This window comes from Amycolatopsis sp. NPDC043885 (assembly GCF_056435685.1).
This window is the reverse complement of the sequence record NZ_JBWKEA010000010.1, coordinates 263291-280578: the sequence shown is the minus strand read 5'-3', so window position 1 is coordinate 280578 and position 17288 is coordinate 263291. Positions and strand designations below refer to the sequence as shown.

At 68.9% G+C, this 17288-nt stretch carries 14 protein-coding genes; 7 read left to right on the top strand and 7 right to left on the bottom strand.

Annotated features, from left to right (window positions below):
- Positions 1–28 precede the first annotated feature (28 nt).
- The 4 genes from AC069I_RS27430 to AC069I_RS27415 form a co-directional block, all read right to left on the bottom strand.
- Positions 29–2257, bottom strand: coding sequence for a heavy metal translocating P-type ATPase (locus AC069I_RS27430; RefSeq protein WP_478266672.1), 2229 nt, complete (start codon positions 2255–2257; stop codon positions 29–31).
- A gap of 597 nt (positions 2258–2854) precedes the next feature.
- Positions 2855–3976: a DUF6801 domain-containing protein gene (locus AC069I_RS27425; RefSeq protein ID WP_478232038.1), complete on the bottom strand. Its 1122-nt coding sequence runs from the start codon at positions 3974–3976 to the stop codon at positions 2855–2857.
- A 73-nt stretch (positions 3977–4049) separates the two neighbouring features.
- Positions 4050–5288: a DUF6801 domain-containing protein gene (locus AC069I_RS27420; RefSeq protein ID WP_478224684.1), complete on the bottom strand. Its 1239-nt coding sequence runs from the start codon at positions 5286–5288 to the stop codon at positions 4050–4052.
- Positions 5289–5537: 249 nt separating this feature from the next.
- Positions 5538–5786 (bottom strand): hypothetical protein, encoded by a 249-nt coding sequence (locus AC069I_RS27415; protein WP_478266671.1) that lies wholly within the window; start codon positions 5784–5786, stop codon positions 5538–5540.
- Between AC069I_RS27415 and AC069I_RS27410 the strand changes: the two genes are divergently transcribed.
- The 3 genes from AC069I_RS27410 (at position 5785) to AC069I_RS27400 (ending at position 8234) form a co-directional block, all read left to right on the top strand.
- Positions 5785–6348, top strand: coding sequence for a hypothetical protein (locus tag AC069I_RS27410; RefSeq protein WP_478224686.1), 564 nt, complete (start codon positions 5785–5787; stop codon positions 6346–6348). The two genes, AC069I_RS27415 and AC069I_RS27410, sit on opposite strands and share 2 nt — an antisense overlap.
- A 123-nt stretch (positions 6349–6471) precedes the next feature.
- Positions 6472–7686: a lipase family protein gene (locus AC069I_RS27405; protein ID WP_478224687.1), complete on the top strand. Its 1215-nt coding sequence runs from the start codon at positions 6472–6474 to the stop codon at positions 7684–7686.
- A gap of 8 nt (positions 7687–7694) precedes the next feature.
- Positions 7695–8234: a GtrA family protein gene (locus AC069I_RS27400; RefSeq protein WP_478224688.1), complete on the top strand. Its 540-nt coding sequence runs from the start codon at positions 7695–7697 to the stop codon at positions 8232–8234.
- On the opposite strand, the gene AC069I_RS27395 is transcribed toward AC069I_RS27400, so the two are convergent.
- Entirely contained in the window at positions 8174–9370 is a 1197-nt protein-coding gene (locus AC069I_RS27395) for a PucR-like N-terminal domain-containing protein (RefSeq protein WP_478224689.1), read from the bottom strand. The two genes, AC069I_RS27400 and AC069I_RS27395, sit on opposite strands and share 61 nt — an antisense overlap.
- 313 nt (positions 9371–9683) lie before the next feature.
- Between AC069I_RS27395 and AC069I_RS27390 the strand changes: the two genes are divergently transcribed.
- The 4 genes from AC069I_RS27390 to AC069I_RS27375 all read left to right on the top strand — a co-directional run bounded on the left by AC069I_RS27390 (position 9684) and on the right by AC069I_RS27375 (position 15044).
- Positions 9684–10904, top strand: coding sequence for a PucR-like N-terminal domain-containing protein (locus tag AC069I_RS27390; protein WP_478266670.1), 1221 nt, complete (start codon positions 9684–9686; stop codon positions 10902–10904).
- Between the two features lie 338 nt (positions 10905–11242).
- Positions 11243–12232, top strand: coding sequence for an alpha/beta fold hydrolase (locus AC069I_RS27385; RefSeq protein WP_478224691.1), 990 nt, complete (start codon positions 11243–11245; stop codon positions 12230–12232).
- 340 nt (positions 12233–12572) lie between these two features.
- Positions 12573–13763 (top strand): PucR-like N-terminal domain-containing protein, encoded by a 1191-nt coding sequence (locus AC069I_RS27380; protein ID WP_478224897.1) that lies wholly within the window; start codon positions 12573–12575, stop codon positions 13761–13763.
- Between the two features lie 36 nt (positions 13764–13799).
- On the top strand, positions 13800–15044 hold the full coding sequence (locus AC069I_RS27375) for a PucR family transcriptional regulator (protein ID WP_340685549.1): 1245 nt from the start codon (positions 13800–13802) through the stop codon (positions 15042–15044).
- Between the two features lie 1091 nt (positions 15045–16135).
- Here AC069I_RS27375 and AC069I_RS27370 read toward each other — a convergent pair.
- Together AC069I_RS27370 and AC069I_RS27365 are read right to left on the bottom strand one after the other, a co-directional pair.
- On the bottom strand, positions 16136–16768 hold the full coding sequence (locus tag AC069I_RS27370; protein WP_478224692.1) for a hypothetical protein: 633 nt from the start codon (positions 16766–16768) through the stop codon (positions 16136–16138).
- A gap of 11 nt (positions 16769–16779) precedes the next feature.
- Positions 16780–17283 (bottom strand): hypothetical protein, encoded by a 504-nt coding sequence (locus AC069I_RS27365; RefSeq protein ID WP_478224693.1) that lies wholly within the window; start codon positions 17281–17283, stop codon positions 16780–16782.
- Between the last annotated feature and the right edge of the window lie 5 nt (positions 17284–17288).

Sequence of the window (17288 nt, the reverse complement as noted above, 5' to 3'; positions counted from 1 at the left end):
GGCGATGGTACAAAACCACCCGCAAGTGTCACGCGGCGCGTCGGTCCGCCCGGCCGAAGTCCTTGAGCCGGAGGCTGTTGGACACGACGAGCACCGAGGACAGCGACATCGCCGCCCCGGCGATCAGCGGGTTCAGCAGGCCGAGCGCGGCCAGCGGGATCGCGGCGACGTTGTACCCGAACGCCCAGGCCAGGTTCCCCCGGATGATCCGCAGGGTGCGGTCGGCGAGCCGGATGGCGTCGGGGACCACGCGCAGATCTTCGCGGACCAGCACAATGTCGGCCGAGCGCACCGCGATGTCGCTTCCCTGCGCCATCGCCATGCCGAGATCCGCGGTGGCCAGCGCCGGGCCGTCGTTGATCCCGTCGCCGACCATCGCGACCCGCGCTCCCCCGGCCCGCAGTTCGTCGATGACCGCGGCCTTCTCCGCGGGCAGCACTCCGGCACGCACGTCGGAGACGCCGATCTCGTCCGCGACCACGCGGGCGGCGGCTTCGTTGTCGCCGGTCAGCAGCACGGTCCGCAGGCCGAGCGCGTGCAGGGCGTCCACAGCGGCTCGTGCCGACGGCTTCACGACGTCCCGGACCGCGAGCTGCCCGGCGATCCGGCCGTCGACCGCGACGAGGACCGCCGTGGTGCCGTCCTCCGCCGTGAAGTCGTCGGGGACGGCGATCCCGCGGTCGGCGAACAAGCGCGCGTTGCCGACGAGGACCTCGTGCCCCTCGACCTCGCCCTTCGCGCCGAGCCCTGGCAGTGCGCCGAATCCTTCGACCGGGGGCAGATCCGGCAGTTCCGCCCGCGCCGCGGTCACCACGGCCGCCGCGATCGCATGCTCCGAACCGGCCTCCACGGCCCCGGCGAACCGCAGCACCTCGCCGAGGGTGAACCCGTCGGCGGGGCGGCCCGAGGTGACGGTCATCTTCCCGGTGGTGACGGTGCCGGTCTTGTCCAGTACGACGGTGTCCACCGTGCGGCTCGCCTCGAGCGCGTCCGGCCCCTTGATGAGGATGCCGAGCTGAGCGCCGCGGCCGACCCCGGCCATCAACGCGGTCGGCGTCGCCAGCCCGAGCGCGCACGGGCAGGCGATGATGAGGACGGCGACGGCCGCCGCGAACCCTTCGCGGGCGGGTGCCCCGCCGAGCAGCCAGGCCGCGAGCGTCACCACCGCCACGCCGAGCACGGCGGGGACGAACACCGCGCAGATCCGGTCGACCAGCCGTTGCACCGCGGCCTTGCGGGCCTGCGCGCGTTCGGCCAGCGCGGTCATCTGGGCCAGCTGCGTATGCGTGCCGACCGCGGTCGCGCGGACGACGAGCCTGCCGTCCCGGTTCACCGAAGCACCGACGACCCGGTCCCCGGTGGCGACTTCCGCGGGCACCGGCTCACCGGTCACCGCACTCACATCCACAGTGGACAGTCCGCTGCGGACGACGCCGTCGGCGGCGATCGACTCCCCCGGCTTGACCACGAACAGGTCCCCGACGGCCAGTTCGCCGACCGGGACCATGCGCTCGACACCGTCCCGCAGCACCCGGACGTCCTTGGCGGCCAAGGCGTCCAGCGCGGCCAGGAGTCCGGCGGCACTGCGCCTGGACCGGCTCTCGAAATACCGGCCCGCCAGCAGGAAGGTGGTCACACCGGCGGCGACGTCGAGGTAGATCGCGTCGGCGCCGGCCGCTGTCGGGCCGAAGCCGATCCAGTACCCGGGTTCCGTGCCGCCCGCGAAGGCGGACCACGCCGACCACGCGAACGACGAGAGCACGCCCAGCGACACCAAGGTGTCCATACTGGACGACCGATGACGGAGATTCCGCAGCGTGGCACGGTGGAACGGCAGCGCGGACCAGAACACCACGGGAACGGCCAGGGCGAGGCACAGCAGTTCCCAGCCGGGGAACCGCAGCCGCGGCACCAACGCGAGGGTGATCGAGAGGTTCCCCAGCGGGATCGCCAGCAGCGCGGCGACGACCAGCCGTCGCCGGAGATCCCGGACCCGGGTGAAGCCGATGTCGGGATCCTCTTCGCCGCGAAGCTCCGCCGTGTAGCCGGATTTGCGGACCCGCTCGATGAGCACGTCGTCAGCCAGCGCCGCGGGCACCTGCACGGTGGCGCGCTCGGTCGCGTAGTTCACCGACGCGCGCACCCCGTCCAGCTTGTTCAGCGTGCGTTCCACCCGCGCCGAACAAGCGGCGCAGGTCATCCCCGACACGGTCAGTTCCACCGTGCGGACGGCGGCCTCCGGCGCGGAAATCGTCATTTCGTGGCACTCCCAGGATTCACCAGTGGTTCCTCGGTGGCGGAACAGGTGTCCGGGTCGTGTCGCGAGGCAGATTACCGCCGCCGGGAACCGGCGCCGCCGTCGGCCCGACTACTGCGGTGGTGGTGGAAACAGGCGTCTCAAGTCAGGCTTCGGTACAGCTGGTCGTGAGTGGCGTTTCGGGTTCTAATGAGAGGAAGGGCAAACGTGGCGTGATCGAATCCTGTCACGCGGGCCGTCTTCGCCGGCTTCGTGATGAGATCACCGCCCTGGACAACAGGGTTCCGGACTGACTCGCCGGCCGACTCCGGCGTGAAGTGCCCACCCGGGACGCTTCACGCCGATTGCGTGCCCGATTGATGTCCTGATGTCCGCTTCTTGCCGGGGTCGTGAGTGGCAAAGACGGTTAGAACGATCATTGCCGCTCACGACCCCCGCACAAAGCACCCAAATCGGGCACAAGGGGGTGTCTTCGTGTCCCTTGTGGACAGCGGGGTCGCGATCAGCTCGGCAGGCCGGGCCTCCAGCACGCAGCACGCCGCATTTGCCTTACCCCTCAAATAGAACACGAATCGCCACTCACGACCAGCTGTACCACTAGGCCTGGCGCGGGGTCAGCGCGAGTTCGAAGGTGTTGCCGTCCCCCTGGACGAGTGTGCTCACGTAGGAGGTGAACGCGCCACAGCCGGTCAGCGGCGCCAGCGAATAGGTGCCGCTGAGCGCGCCGCCCTTCGCCATGGCGAAACCGTCGCCGGTGCGCAGTTCCGCCGTCGACGGGGCCGACGTCCGGCAGCCCGGCCCGGTGCTGACCGGCATGCCGACGAGCGTCACCAGCGGGAGGACGGTGGTGAACCGGGATCTCGCGACGAAACCGGTCCCGGCGAGATCGCCGCCCTGCGGTCCGTCGGCGACGAACTCCAGATCGGCCGAACCCGGCAGGAAGCCGAACAGCCGGAAATCGGCGTGCGCCTTGTCGAACACCGGGCCGCCACTGAACACCGTCGCCGCGGTCGGGCTCAGCTCGAAGGCGCCGGTCAGCGGCGCGTCGGCACCGAGTGCCTTGATACCGGTCTTCCCGGCGATCGTGAACCGGTGCCCCGCGGGCTTCTCGCCGAGATCGAAGGAGAGCAGGATCGGGTCCTGGCCGGGGTCGAGCGTGCAGTCCGAGGTGAAGGAGCCCAGCCCGGTAAAGGAGCCATCGGCCTTCTTCGGAGTGAGTCGAGTGGTGAAGTCGCCGACGGTCAGCGTCGTCTTGCCCGGTTTCGCCAGCGTGATGGTGGGCACGGAGCCGGTCGCCACCGGGCTGAACGTGCCGGACGGCGGGACGTCGGTCTTGGCGACGTTCAGCGGGATGCGCACGGGAAGCGGGTTCGCGTCGCCGTTGACCAGTGTCACACCGGCCGCCGCGGTGCCTTCGATGGTGGTGGCGCCGACGAGGTTGAGGCCGCGCGCCGCCTTGTCCGGCACCGTCACGGTGATGGTCAGGCCGGAGGTGGTGAGCGTACCGCCGGGCGCCGTCGGCACCTCGAAGTCGGCCTTGATGTTCACGTCGAGCTTCTGCAGCCCGATCAGCGGGAACGGGCAGGTGAACGACAGTTTCTTGTCGACGGGCGTACCGGCCGCCGCGCCGCGGACGGCGACGAACAGCAGGCAGCCCGCCGTGAGCAGGACGGTGAGGCCCGCCGCGAGCAGCATCCGGACGTTGATGCGAAGGGGCATGGTCGCCTTCCTGGACGGCACGGAAACGGCACCGGTCCCCGTCACGGAACGCGACGGGGACCGGCTGCCTGACTTACTTCTTGGTGAGGTTCAGATCGAGCGTGTTGCCGTCGCTCTTGGCGAACGCGCTGATCCAGTCGTTCAGCTGACCGCAGTTCTGCAGGGCCGACAGCGAGTAGGTGCCCGTGAGCTTCCCGCCCTTGAGCAGGTCGAAGTCCGGACCGGTGGTCATCTCGCTGGTGGACGGGCTGACCGTGCCGCACTTGGGGTCACTGCTGATGGGGATCCCGAAGACCTGCACGCTCGGCAGGAACACGTTGAACTTGATGTGCGCCTTGAACCCGGTGCCGACGAGCTCACCGGTCTGCTTGCCGACCTGCTCGACCTTGATCTCCGAACGGCCGTCGACGAACCCGAACAGCTTGAACTGGGTGGACGACGGGTCGAGCTTCAGGTCACCGGTGAACGTCTTCGACGCGAGATCCACGTCCGCGTCGAAGCCACCGTTGATCGCCGCCGTGCTGCCGAGCGACTTCAGCGCGGTCTGTCCCTTGATGCCGAACGCGTACTTGATCCCGCCGCCACCGGGCGTGGTGGTGGTAGTGGGCGGGGTCGTCGGCGTGGTCGGGGTGGTCGGCGTCGTGGGAGTGGTGGGCGTTGTCGGGGTGGTGGGCGTGGTCGTGCCGCCACCGCCGTCACCGATCTTGATCGTGGCCAGCGTGTTGTTCTGGCCAGGATCCTGCTTGCACGGCGCGTCGATCGTGCCGTCCGGCGTGATGCCGGTGACCGAACCGTCGGCCTTGCGCGGGGTGACCTTCAGCTGCAGGTCACCCACGGTGATCTTCGCTTCGCCGGGCTGGTTGAAGGTCAGCGAAGGCGTCTTGCCCGCCGCGTTGACCGTCATCTCGCCCGAGGTGGGGATGTTCTGCTTGGCGATGTCGTTCGGGACGTTGACCGGGAGGTTGAGCCCCGGTGCCGCCACGGTCGCCGCCGCGACGGCCTGTCCTTCCAGCGTGGTCGCACCGATCAGGTTGAGCCCGCTGACCGTGTCCGCGTTGATCGTGGAGACGGCCTTGATGTCGAACGTGCCGGTCGGCTGACCGGTCTTGACCGACAGCGGAAGATCGGTGTTGATCACCACCTTCAGCGACTGCGACCCCACGAGCGGCAGGTCGCAGTGGTAGTTGAGCGGGAGCGAGATCGGATCGGCGACACTGGACTGTGCCCCGACCACGAGTACCGCGGCGGCAAGCCCCACGGCACCGGCAGCGGCGGCGGCGACCGCCTTCTTGGTTCCTCTACGGTGACTCACGATCGTCCTTCCGTGGTATCAACGATGATACGAAACGGCGTACAATTCCCCAGAGCAATGAATATCGGCCCGAGAGAATTCTCCGGGTAGCGACGATGTCTGACGGATCGCAACCGAACAGTAAACTAACGACGCGTCCACACCGCTATCAAGTGCTCCACCGGAAAAGTTGACCGGCCACGGGTAAATTGTCACGCGGGCACGGTACAACCGGCTGGTTCCTAGTAGCGGCACATGGGTTTCCCCAGTTCAGAGCCAGGTAAGACCGCTCGCGGAACCGCTGACGAGAGTGACAATCTCACCACTGAAAACTATCTCGCGCATGCCAATCACCTTTTTCGGTGTCGCGGCCGCCTTGCCTGCCTGAATCTTTCGTGAGTAACCTCGCGGTTCAGCAAGCCGGTCACCGCCGACCAGTGCGGAATCCCGCTCGTCGCGCCGGGGCAGGCTCTCTTTCGCCGAATTCGACGGGGAAACCATGAAAAGAATGCGCCGCATGGCAGCGCGAATCGCGTTCGCCGCCGTCTCCACGACCGCCGCGGCGGTCCTGTTGAGCGCCTGCGGGTCCGACGATCCCGCCGACGCCGGCAGACACGCCGACCCGGCCGCGCTCGCCTGGGTGGACAAGGTGTGCTCGGGTGTCGCGACGGGCTCGGCGAAGCTGTCCAAGCCACCCGCGTTCGACCCCGCCGACCCGCAGGGGACCAAGACCGCCATGGTGGGTTTCCTGAATTCGCTGTCCGCCGCGCTCGACGACATGGCGGGCGGGATCCGGAACGCCGGTGTGCCACCGGTCCCGGATGGACAGTCCGCTGTGGACAAGGCCACCACCACGCTCGGTGAGACCAAATCGAAGGTGTCCGCCACCCTGACGCGGATGCAGGACGCGAAGGTCACCGACCAGGCGAGCCTGCAGAAGGTGGTCGCCGACGCCGACAGCACGATGAGCGGATTGAGCGAGCCGGAAGGCCCGATCAAGCACCTTCGTGCCAACCCCGAACTGGAGCTCGCGTTCGCCGAGTCCACGACCTGCCGCCAGGTCTACGGCGGCAACGCCTGAGCGGACACCCTCGAAGCCCGGGGCAGGTGTCGCGAAAGCCACTTTCGGGACACCTGATGTCCTGAAAGTGGCTTTCGCGACGCTCTGCCCCTCACCCAGCCCACCGCCTCTGGAGGCCCGGCCGTGCCGACCCCGTTCCCCCGCCCGTCCCGCCGGACGCTCGCCGTCGCCCTGGCGATCGTCCTGTCTGCCGGTCTCCTGACCGTGCTGAGCGGGAGCCCGGCGAGCTCCGCCGCCCCGTCGGCGTCCGACGACTCGTTCTACACCCCGCCGTCCCCGCTCCCGGCGGGCAAACCGGGTGACATCATCCGCTCGCGTGTCTCGAAAGCCGGTCCGCGTAAGGATTCCGTCAACGCGTGGCAGGTGATGTACCTGTCGACCGACGCCCTCGGGCGGCCGGACGCGGTGACCGGGACCGTGCTGGTACCGAAGAACGTGGACCCGGCGAAGGCGCCGATCGTCTCGTTCGGCGCCGGTACGCACGGCCCCGCCTTCCACTGCACGCCGTCGAAGATGATCGACATCGGCGCGTTCTACGAGCAATCCGGCCTCGACGACGCGCTCGACGCCGGATTCGCCGTCGCGCTCACCGACTACGAAGGCTATCGCCAGGATCCGAAGACGACGTACGTGGTCGGGCGTTCGGAAGGACCGGCGATGATCGACGCGGTCCGCGCCGCGCAGCGCCTGCCGGAGGCGAACCTGTCCACCGACGCCAAGGTGCTCTTCCGCGGGTACTCGCAGGGCGGCGGGGCGGCGGCCTGGGCCGGCGAACTGCAACCGGCCTACGCGCCGGAGCTGAACCTCGTCGGTGTCGCCGCCGGCGGCGTGCCCGCCGACCTCGTCCAGGTCACGCTGCAACTCGACGGAAAATTCGGTTTCGGCGTCTTCGCCTACGCACTGATCGGCCTCGACCACGCCTATCCCGAGCTGAAGCTGGATTCGTTCCTCAGCGACAACGGCCGCGTGAAGCTGGCGGAGATGCAGAAGAGCGCGTGCACCTTCGAGCTGCTCACCACCTACGCGAATCAGAAGATCGCCGACTACACGACCAGCGCCGGTTACGTGCGGCCGGAATGGGTGAAGCGGCTCAACGAGAACAAGCTCGGCGGCACTCCGCCGAAGGTCCCGGTATTCCTCTACCACGCCACCCAGGACCAGCTCGTGCAGTTCGCGCAGGCCGAGGCGCTGCGCAAGGCCTACTGCGCCGCGGGTGTCAAGACGACCTGGAAGACCTTCGACACCGACCACATCACGGCGGTCTACACCGGCAACGCCGACGTGCTCGCCTTCCTCAAGGACCGGGTCACGGGCACCCCGGCGACGTCGAACTGCTGAGCCGGGCGGTGCTCAGAACCGCCCCGGCATCCTTTGTGGACGATGGTGCGCGGACCGGCGAGCGGCGTGAGCTGCTCCGGTTCGCCACCGTCGGCCTCGCGGCGTTCGGGCTCACGCTCGGGGCCAACTACGGGCTGAAACTCACCGTCCTGCAAGAGAAACCGGTCACGGCGCTCGCGATCGCGACCGTCGTGACCACCGCCTTCTCATATCTGCTGTCCCGGCGCTGGGCGTTCCACACCCGCGGCGGCAGACGCGGCTTCCCGGAAGCGGCGCTGTTCTTCACCGTGAACGCGATCGCCGTGACGATCAACCTGTGCCCACCGCTGATCTCGCGCTACGTCCTGCGGCTCGAGGTGCCCGAAGTCGGTTTCCTCGTCCAGGAGATCGCCGACTTCGTCAGCGGGATGGTGCTGGGCACCGCGGCGGGTTCGGCGTTCCGCTGGTGGGGCTACCGCCGCTGGGTGTTCCCGGTGGCGGGAGCGCGTCAGACGTCGGCGGGCCGCAACCGTTCCGCGCGCAGCGCCAGCTCGATCCGCAGCCGCTGATCCGGATCGTCCAGCCGTTCGCCGAACAGCTCCGTGAGCCGCCGCAGCCGTGCCCGCACCGTCTGCGGATGCACGGCGAGCCGTCGGGCGATCTCGGGCGCGCTCCCCCGCGTCTGCACCTGTGTGAGCAGGGTCGCCGCCAGTTCGTCGTGCTGGCGCGGCGCCAGCCTCGACAAGGGTTCGAGCGCCTCGCCGGCCAGCCGGTCGAGCAGGAACTCGTCGGCGAGCAACAGCAGCGTGGTGATGTGCTCTTCGCACCACAGCACCGGGCCGACCGTCGTGATCATGCCCCGCTGGGTGAGTTCGGACGCGCGCCGCGCGATCCGGAACGACTCGGCGGCCTGCGCGACCGGGACGGACACCCCGACCGTCGCCGACCAGCCGGACGGCAGGTCCCGCAGGCCGCCGAGGTCGGCCTCCGGACAAGCCACGAGCGCGCCGGGAACGTCGGAGACAAGGTCCACCGGGACCGCCGCGGGCAGCAGGCCCGGCGGGAACGAGGGCGCGCCGGGCGCCGCGGTGAAGACGACCGCGGTGATCCGTTCGGGGATCCGCCAGCCGATGGCGACGGCGAGCGCGCCGGCGTCGGCCTGGCTGTATCCGGAGCCACCGGTCAGCAGCCGGAAGAGCCTGGCCCGCTGCTCCGCGGGGCCCGTCGCCTCGGCTTGGGCGGCGTTGTACCCGTCCGTCAGCGCCATCGTCACTTCGACGACGTCACCGAACAGACATTCCGCCGCGCCGTAGAGGACGTCGCCGGGCAGCTGGAGCTGGCGGCCGATCGCGGCGATCGAACGCCACAGCACCCGGCTCGAGACCCGGAACGCCGCCTGCGCGGACTCCCTGCTGAGCCCTTGCTGGAACGCGATCCGGCCCTGGGCACGGAAATCGGCCAGCAGGTCGTTCTGCAGGAGTTCGGGGACGCCGACCCGGTCGATGGCGCGTTCGATACTGCGCCTGGTCAGCTCGACGGCCGCGGCACGGGCCTCGCCGTCGCTGAACACTTCGGCGCATTCGCCCACCTCGGACACCACGCCTTCGACACAGTGCCGGGCGATCGCCGGGATGCGCGGGCGGATGGCGTCACCGAGTTCCCTCGGCAGGCGTTCCCACAACACGCCAACGGACTGCCAGCTCACGTGTGCGATCCCCCGCTGTGAAGTAGGCCGACGATTTCGGGCACCCAATCCCTTTCGTCCGCGCGCCACCGGCGCACTCGAATGCACGGAGCGTAGGACCGCCGACACATCCGTGTCAAAAGACGTCACACCGAAACGCCCGCCCGTTGTCACGTGGCTGAGCGTCGCGACTTTCCGTTGCAAATTCAACGTCACATTCGGGGTACAGGCCGTCCGCCGATCCAGTACAAACGGCCCGCACCGTTCCCGTCGATCCGACGCGATTATGCAAACGGATTCATGTTTCCCTTCCTGGTTCGAAGAAAATCAAAGGGTGGTCTTGGTGGTCGAGTACCGCGGTTTCGGCATGCTGGCGGCGCTGCCGCGTTCGCTCGGCGAAGAACTGCGTCCGTATACCGGTCACGCCGCGGCCGCCATGGTCAAACAGGTGCAGCGCTCGGTCACCGCGTATTCGCAGCCGTTGCGCGGGGTCTTCGGCCGCGTCCTGGTCGTCTCCTGCGAACGGGCGGTGCGCCACTACGTCGAGTGCATCGGCGATCCGGACGTGCCCCACGACCGCTGGATCGACTTCTACCGTATGCGCGGGCGGATCGAATTCACCGAGGGCCGCAGCCTGGAACCGTTGCACGACAGCGTGACCATCGGCGCACGGGCGGCATGGCGGGCGATGCGGCCCATCGTGCGCGGGCTCGGCGTGGGCCTCGACGTCATCGCGCTCGCGGCCGAGTCCGTCTTCGTCTACGTCGACGAACTGTGCGCCACGACGATCGAGGGGTATCAGGAGGCGGAGGCCAGGGCGGCGGACGCGATCCCGCTCCGGCGCCGTCGCCTGCTCGAACTGATCGCCCAGGCGCCGGAAGGTTCCGCGTGCAGCATCGCCAGCCTCGCCGACGGCGCAGGCTGGCGGGTTCCGCGAGCCGCGGCCATGGTGGCACTCCAGCGCGCTCCCGGCGCCCCCGCCTTCCCGGTCCACCTCCTGGACACCACCGTGCTGGCCGACCTCGACACGGCCGAGCCGTACCTACTCACCGCGGATCCGGACACCGATCTCGCCCCGCTGAAGGACGCACTGGACGGCTGGCGGGTGGCGGTCTCCCCCGTCGTGCCGCTCGCCGACGCCCCGGCCGCCCTCCGCACCGCCCGCCGCGCGCTACTGCTGAACAGTGAGGACGCGCCCGGCCCGGTCATCTGGTGCCGGGATCACCTCGCCACACTGTGGCTGCTGGCCGAGGACTTCCTCGGTGCCGAACTCGCCAAGCAGAGCCTCGACCCGTTCACCTCGCTGAGCGGGAAACAGCAGGAGCGGCTCAGCGAAACCCTGCTGGCGTGGCTGGAAACGCGCGGTGGCGCGCCGGAGATCGCGCAGCGGCTCGGCGTGCATCCGCAGACCGTGCGGAACCGCCTCCGTCAGCTGGAGGACCTGTTCGGCGACCGTCTCAAAGACGCCGACGACCGGCTGAACATGCAACTCGCGCTCCGCGCGCAGCGGCTCATGCGCGCCCACCGCCGCGACGAAGGGACGCCAGGGAGCTGACACGCCGGACCCTGCGTTCCGGCGGCCGCACGGTGGGGAGCACCCAGCGGAGGCCGCGGCGGGCACGCTTCGCCCTCGGCTGATCGACGTGGAAGTCCGCCCGGCAGGCCATCGCGTTCTCCGTCGTTACGGGTGTTTACCGACGCTTTCCTGAATACCGGGACGGTGGGAAAATGTCGATGCGCAATTGCCCCGCCCGCGCGGTTTTGGCATCCGGCTCGGGGTCGGCCCCGGCATTCTTGTCACCCGGGTCGCAATTGCCGGACGTGTCCGGCGACACGCTGACGGACCCGGCGTTCTACACGTTATTTTGACGCCTGACAACGGAAAGGCGGGACATGGCCCTCGAAGCGCGCACACTGACCCTGCACGGGCGGGAAATCCGGCTACGGGAATACGTTCCGTCCACAAAGGACGCTGCGGGTGAACCGCTCGTACTGCTGCACGGCATCTCGGGCAGCAGCGAGACCTGGGTCCCGCTGCTCGACCACTTCGAGCACACCGGGTTCGGGCGCCATGTCCTCGCCCCCGATCTTCCGGGCCACGGTGATTCGGCCGCACCTCGGGCCGATTACGGCCTCGGCGCGATGGCCAGTGTGGTCCGCGACGTCCTCGCGCTCACCCGGAACCGGCACGCGACCATCGTCGGGCATTCCCTCGGCGGCGGGATCGCGATGCAGTTCGCCTACCAGTTCCCCGAGATGTGCGCCCGGCTGGTGCTCGTGGGCAGCGCCGGGCTCGGCCCGCAGGTGACCCCTGTGCTGCGCGCGACGGCGCTGCCGGGGGCCAACGCGACGCTCACCGTCGCGGTCAATCCGGTCACCGTCGCGATCGCTCGCGGGATCGCCGCCGCCGGCCGCGCGCTCGGCGGGAAGCTCTCCGCCGAGACCCGAGAGCTGACCCGTCACCTTGCGTCACTGGCCGCCCCGGGCAGGCGTCGGGCGTTCCTGTTCATCGCGCGCAGCCTGATCGACCTCCGGGGCCAGCGCGCGAGCGCGATCGACAAGCTCTATCTCGCCCGGGAGGTGCCCACCCTCGTCGTCTGGGGAGCGCACGACCCGCTCATCCCGGTCGCCCACGGCCGCAAGACCGCCGAAGTGCTGCCGGACAGCCGATTGACGGTGTTCGAAAATGCGAAACACTTTCCACATGTGGCCGACCCGGCCCGGTTCGGTGACGAGCTCGAACGCTTCCTCACCGAGACCGCTCCGGCCCGGTTGAGCCTGGACGAGGTCGTCGAGGTGCTCATCCGCGCCAGCGAGGCGGCGGAAGCGCCCGAAAACGTCCCGGAAAAATTGTCATCCGGACGCCATCTCAGGCCTGCCTGAATGTCACCCACCATCGGATCGGACCACCCGTTCGGGTGTAGTCCATCCAGGTGGCCGCTCAAGCTCCCGCCAGCCGTTGACAGTCCTCTCGGCCGGATTTTATGTTGCGTGAGCCACAAAATCTGGATCGGCTTCACCGTTGAAGAGGCTGATTTTGTTGCCAGCAAGGATAAAAAACATGACCGACTTGGATACCGGATTCTCGCGGCACGATCTGCGGACCGCACGACCCGACCCCGGCGTGCGTCACCCCGCCACCCCGCTCCGCCAGCCACCGGGTCCGGTCCAGCGACCGCGCGCCTTCACGCCGGCACCGAGAACCCCAGTGGAGAACCGACCTGTGCGCAGCACCGGTGCGAATGGACTGTGGGCGTCACTGCCCAGAGACCTTGGCGAGCGGTTCCGGCCGCGGGCCGACCCCTTGGCACGAGCCATCCTGCAGGAGGTGCAACGAGCCGTCCCCGAGTACGCGCAGCCGTTGGAAGGCGCGTTCGGACAGATGATCACGCAGGGTATCCGGCAGGCGATCCTGCACTGCCTCGACACCGTCGGTCAGGGGACGGCGCCGCTCGACAAATGGTCGGCGGTGTTCCGCAACCTCGGGAAGGTCGAATTCAACGAGGGCCGCAGCCTCGACTGTCTCCAGACGGCCTACCGCGTCGGCGGCCGCGTCGCGTGGCGGCACGTTTCGGAATTCGGGCAGGCGATCGGAGCGGACGCCGATCTCCTGTGCACCGCGGCCGAAGCGATTTTCGCTTACGTGGACGAGATTTCCGCACTGTCCATCGAGGGCTACACGGCCGCGCAGGAGCGGGCCGCGGGCACCAGGGCCAGACGCAGGCGCAGGCTGCTCGAACTGATGCTCTCCGATCCCCCGTCCTCACCGCAGTCGATCGCGTCCCACGCCGCCAACGCGCAGTGGGCGCTGCCGACCGAGATCACGGTCGTCGCGCTGGAGCGACGGCTCGGCCCGCTTGACCCCGACAGCGCCGACCTGGACGCCGACGTCCTCGTCGACTTCGAAGGCCCCAAACCCTGCCTGGTCACCGGCGACCCGGACAAGCATCTGAAGGATCTCGCCGAACGGCTCCCCGGCTGGCGCGCGGTGATCGGCCCGGCCGTGCGGCTCACCGAAGCGCCGCGCTCCCTGCTGTGGGCGCGCCGCACGCTGCGGCTGGTCCAGCGAGGGGTCCTTCCGGACAATCCGGTCACGCGGTACAGCGATCATCTGTCCACCCTGTGGCTGCTCGCGGACGAGTTCCTGGTCCGTGAACTGTGCACGCGCAGCCTCGCCCCGTTCGACGACCTCACCCCCAAACAGCGGGCGCGGCTCGGCGAGACGTTGCTGATCTGGCTGCAATCCCGGGGCAGCGCTCCGGAGATCGCGAAGAAACTCAAGGTCCACCCGCAGACCGTCCGGTACCGCATGCACCAGCTCATCGATCTCTTCGGCGACCGGTTGAACAACGCCGACGACCGGCTCGACATGGAGATCGCCCTGCGCGCGGAGGCCTTGCTCGCCGAGGACTGACAGATAAGCGTTTCCCACTCACAACGAGGTGACGAGGTGACCCGACCGCAGGACGCCCGCAGCGGGGTCGAGGCGACGTACGGTCCGCTGCTCACGCCTGCCCGGCCGGGTGGGCCGAGCGGGCGCCCGGTCCAGCTCTGGGCGTTGCTGCCGAGAGAGCTGGCGACGGTGTTCAGACCGGTGCTGGCCGACGTGGCCGGGGAGGTGGTCCGCGAGATCCAGCGGACCATCCCCGACTACGCGCGGCCGCTGGACGGCGCGTTCGGGAAGGCGCTCAAGACCGGCGTCCAGATGGCGTTCCTGCAGTTCGTGGAGCGGATCGGGAACCCGGAAGCGCCGTCGGAGGACCGCCGGAGCGTATTCCTGAGCCTGGGCGTCCAGGAGTTCCACCAGGGCCGCAACGTCGACGTCCTCCAGGCGGCGTACCGCGTCGGCGCCAGGGTGACCTGGCGCCGGGTGGCCGAAGCGGGCCGACGCGCGGGAGTTCCTTCGGCGACACTGTGCCTGCTCGCGGAAGCCATCTTCGCCTATATCGACGAACTGTCGGCGCTCTCGGTCGAGGGCCATGCGGAGGCACGAGAGAAGGCCGCCGGCGCACTGGAGCGCCGGCGGCACCGTTTGATGGAACTCCTGCTCGCCGAGCCACCGTCACCGCCGGACGTCGTCAAACACGCCGCCGACCTGGCCCGCTGGCAACTACCGGATCTGCTCGTCGCCGTCGCTCTCGACCGGCCGTCGGACGAAGCACCGGCGGCCGCGCCGACCGCGCTGGCCGACTTCGAGAGCGCCTCGCCCTGTCTTCTGCTCCCCGCCCCCGAACCGGACGAACGGGACCGGTTCGCCGAAGAACTGACCGGCTGGCGGGCCGCGATCGGCCCCGCCGTCCCACCCGTTTTCGCGGCACGTTCGCTGCGGGCCGCACGCGAGGCCCTGCGGCTCGTCGACTCCGGCGCGCTCGCCGACGAGCCCGTGACGTGGTGCGTCGACCATCTTTCCCGCCTGTGGCTGCTCAAGGAGCCGTTTCTGGCCGCCGAGCTGGTCCGGGAACGCCTCGGGCCGCTGGCCGGGTTGACCGGGAAGCAGCATTCGCGGCTGGCGGGAACGCTGCTGGCGTGGCTGGAGACCTGCGGGAACGTCCGCGAGGTGGCGGAACGGCTCGCCGTGCATCCGCAGACGGTGCGGTCCCGTGCCCAAGAGCTGGAGGCGCTGTTCGCGGACGGGCTGCGGGACCCTGAGCGACGGTTCGAGATGATCCTGGCCCTTCGGGCGGCCCCTTCTTGAGGCTTTGCGGCGGACCGCTCGGGTGTCCCCAATGTGGCATTGGGGACACCCGGCTCGGCCGAGGAAAGTACGTGAAGCCCTCTTCCTCGGCTGAGCCGAGGGAAGGGGCTTCAGGCGCAACAGGCCTTTGGGTTCTGGAGGGTGGTGTCGCGAAAGCCGCTTTCGGGACATGATCGCCGGGCGGTCGTGAGCCCGACGGCGGCCGGAGATTGCGAAAGAGAGTGGCTTTCGCAACCCTCCTCCAGGCACGGCACCCAGCAGGACCACGAAAGCCCGTGAGGGCCTCCTTCCCTAGGCTCAGGGTCAGGGGCTCGGCAAAGTCGCGTAAACGCTGCTCGGTGTCGCTCTTGGTGATTCGAACGGGGCCGACGGCAGGGGGCTTGAACGGACGGTGTCCACAAGGACGCCAGCTGACAGGTGGACGTCCGTTTGAGCGCATCTGTACGGTTTTCGAGCGGGGTCGTGAGTGACGAAGAGGGTTCCATTGAGGGGTAAGTCAAATGTGGCGTGACCGAGCCTCTGCGGTGAAGGACCCCTTCGCTGGGTCAAGGCGGAGAGGCGGCCCTTCCCGGTGTGGTTCTGGACTGGCCGACAGGAGTCAGCTGCGCTCTGAGTGTCCACAGGGGACGCTTTCCGGTGACGAAATGTCTGTTTCAAGGCCATATGCCCGCTTTGGCAAGGGGGTCGTGAGTGGCAAGTAGGGTTCTAACCCTCTTTGCCACTCACGACCCCCTCGCCAAATCGCACAAATCGCTCAACTCGGGCACTGACACCACGGAAAACGTCCCTTATGGACAGTCAGGAAGGTGTCTCTTCGGCAAGTCCGCTCCTGCCGCCAACTCCGGCACGCCACGTTTGACTTACCCCTCTATAACCCTCTTTGCCACTCACGACCCCATCACAAAACGCCCGAAGCAGACACGGTCACACCGACAGTGTCCCATCCGGCACCCGCTTGACCCGCGGATAGCCGACTTTGCCGGGATCCTGACCCTTCGGGCGGCCCCTTCTTGAGGCGAAAGCCCGTGAAGGCCTCCTTCCCTACCTTGAGAGTAGGGAAGGAGGCCTTCACGGACCGGCGACCGCTCAAGTCAGGCGGCCGCCAGGGCGGTCACCCGCCACTTCCCCTCGGCCCGTTCCGCGCTGACGCTCAGCTGAGCCGCACCGGTACTGCGTTGCCCGTCCCCGCGCACGCCGGTCTGGTCCAGGAACACCAGCAGCGACGCCCGGTCCCCGTCGAGGACCTTCACTCCCGAGACCACCGCGGTCGAGGTCACGACCAGTTTCTGCTCCGCCGCGAGCCCCCGGACCTGCGCGAACAGCTGGTCGTACTGCCCCAGCGCCGGCCCGGTGAGGACCTCTTTCGCGGCTTGCTCGCTCTTGGCGGGGTCGTCGTAGCGGTAGGAGAAGACCGTGCCGAGCGCCTTGCCGATCTGATCGCTCACCTCCGCGGTGGTGGCGACGTCGGTCAGCGCCGTGTTGTGCGCCAGCACCGCCGTGGCGTCCCGCGCCTCGATGGCGAACCACCCCGCCAGAGCCGCCATCACCAGCGCGACCGCGCCGAACACCAGCGCACCCCGCCGCCGCACCGGAGCGACGGCGGGAGGATCGGCCGGAGCCTCCTCCGAGGCTTCCGCAGGTTCGAGTACCTTTGTGCCACCGCCCATCTTCCCGGCGACCTTCACCGCGCGCCGCGCCGGTTTGACGGCTCGTTTCGTGGTCATCCCGTCCTCCGTCAGGGCTTTCCGGTGTCGGTCACCGGCACCTGGCCGAGCGACGTGACCCGCCACCCGTCCGGTGTCCGGTTCAGGCCGGCGCGGAACCGGTTGTGCTTGGTCACCGCTTCCCCGCCTTCGGGCCGCACCTCGAGTTCGACCGAAGCGATCACCTCGGCCGTTCCACCGCCACTGTCCACTTCGGTCACCGCGGCGTCGACGACCCGGCCGGTGGTCACGGTCTTCGCCTGGCCGATCCGGCCGAGACCGCCTTCACGGTCGCGCGCCAGTTCGTCGTGCAACGCGCCGCCGGACAGGTTCAGCCAGTTCTGGTAGCCCTGCTCCGCCTGCCGGTAGTCCAAAGTGGTCAGAGCGGCGACGGCCTGTCTGCCCACCTGCAACGCCTCCTCGCGAACCGTCGCCCGCGCGACACCTTCGTCGTGGCTCGCTTCCCACCACGAGTAGCCGAACCAAGCCGCCAAAGCCGTGGCGATCGCGGCGAGGAACGCGGCGATTCGAGTCATGGCCT

Excerpts from the sequence above, each read along its gene's own strand:
- AC069I_RS27430 (WP_478266672.1), bottom strand. The coding sequence starts at position 2,257 with ATGACGATTTCCGCGCCGGAGGCCGCCGTCCGCACGGTGGAACTGACC.
- AC069I_RS27425 (WP_478232038.1), bottom strand. The coding sequence starts at position 3,976 with ATGCCCCTTCGCATCAACGTCCGGATGCTGCTCGCGGCGGGCCTCACC.
- AC069I_RS27410 (WP_478224686.1), top strand. The coding sequence starts at position 5,785 with ATGGCAGCGCGAATCGCGTTCGCCGCCGTCTCCACGACCGCCGCGGCG.
- AC069I_RS27415 (WP_478266671.1), bottom strand. The coding sequence starts at position 5,786 with ATGCGGCGCATTCTTTTCATGGTTTCCCCGTCGAATTCGGCGAAAGAG.
- AC069I_RS27385 (WP_478224691.1), top strand. The coding sequence starts at position 11,243 with ATGGCCCTCGAAGCGCGCACACTGACCCTGCACGGGCGGGAAATCCGG.
- AC069I_RS27370 (WP_478224692.1), bottom strand. The coding sequence starts at position 16,768 with ATGACCACGAAACGAGCCGTCAAACCGGCGCGGCGCGCGGTGAAGGTC.
- AC069I_RS27365 (WP_478224693.1), bottom strand. The coding sequence starts at position 17,283 with ATGACTCGAATCGCCGCGTTCCTCGCCGCGATCGCCACGGCTTTGGCG.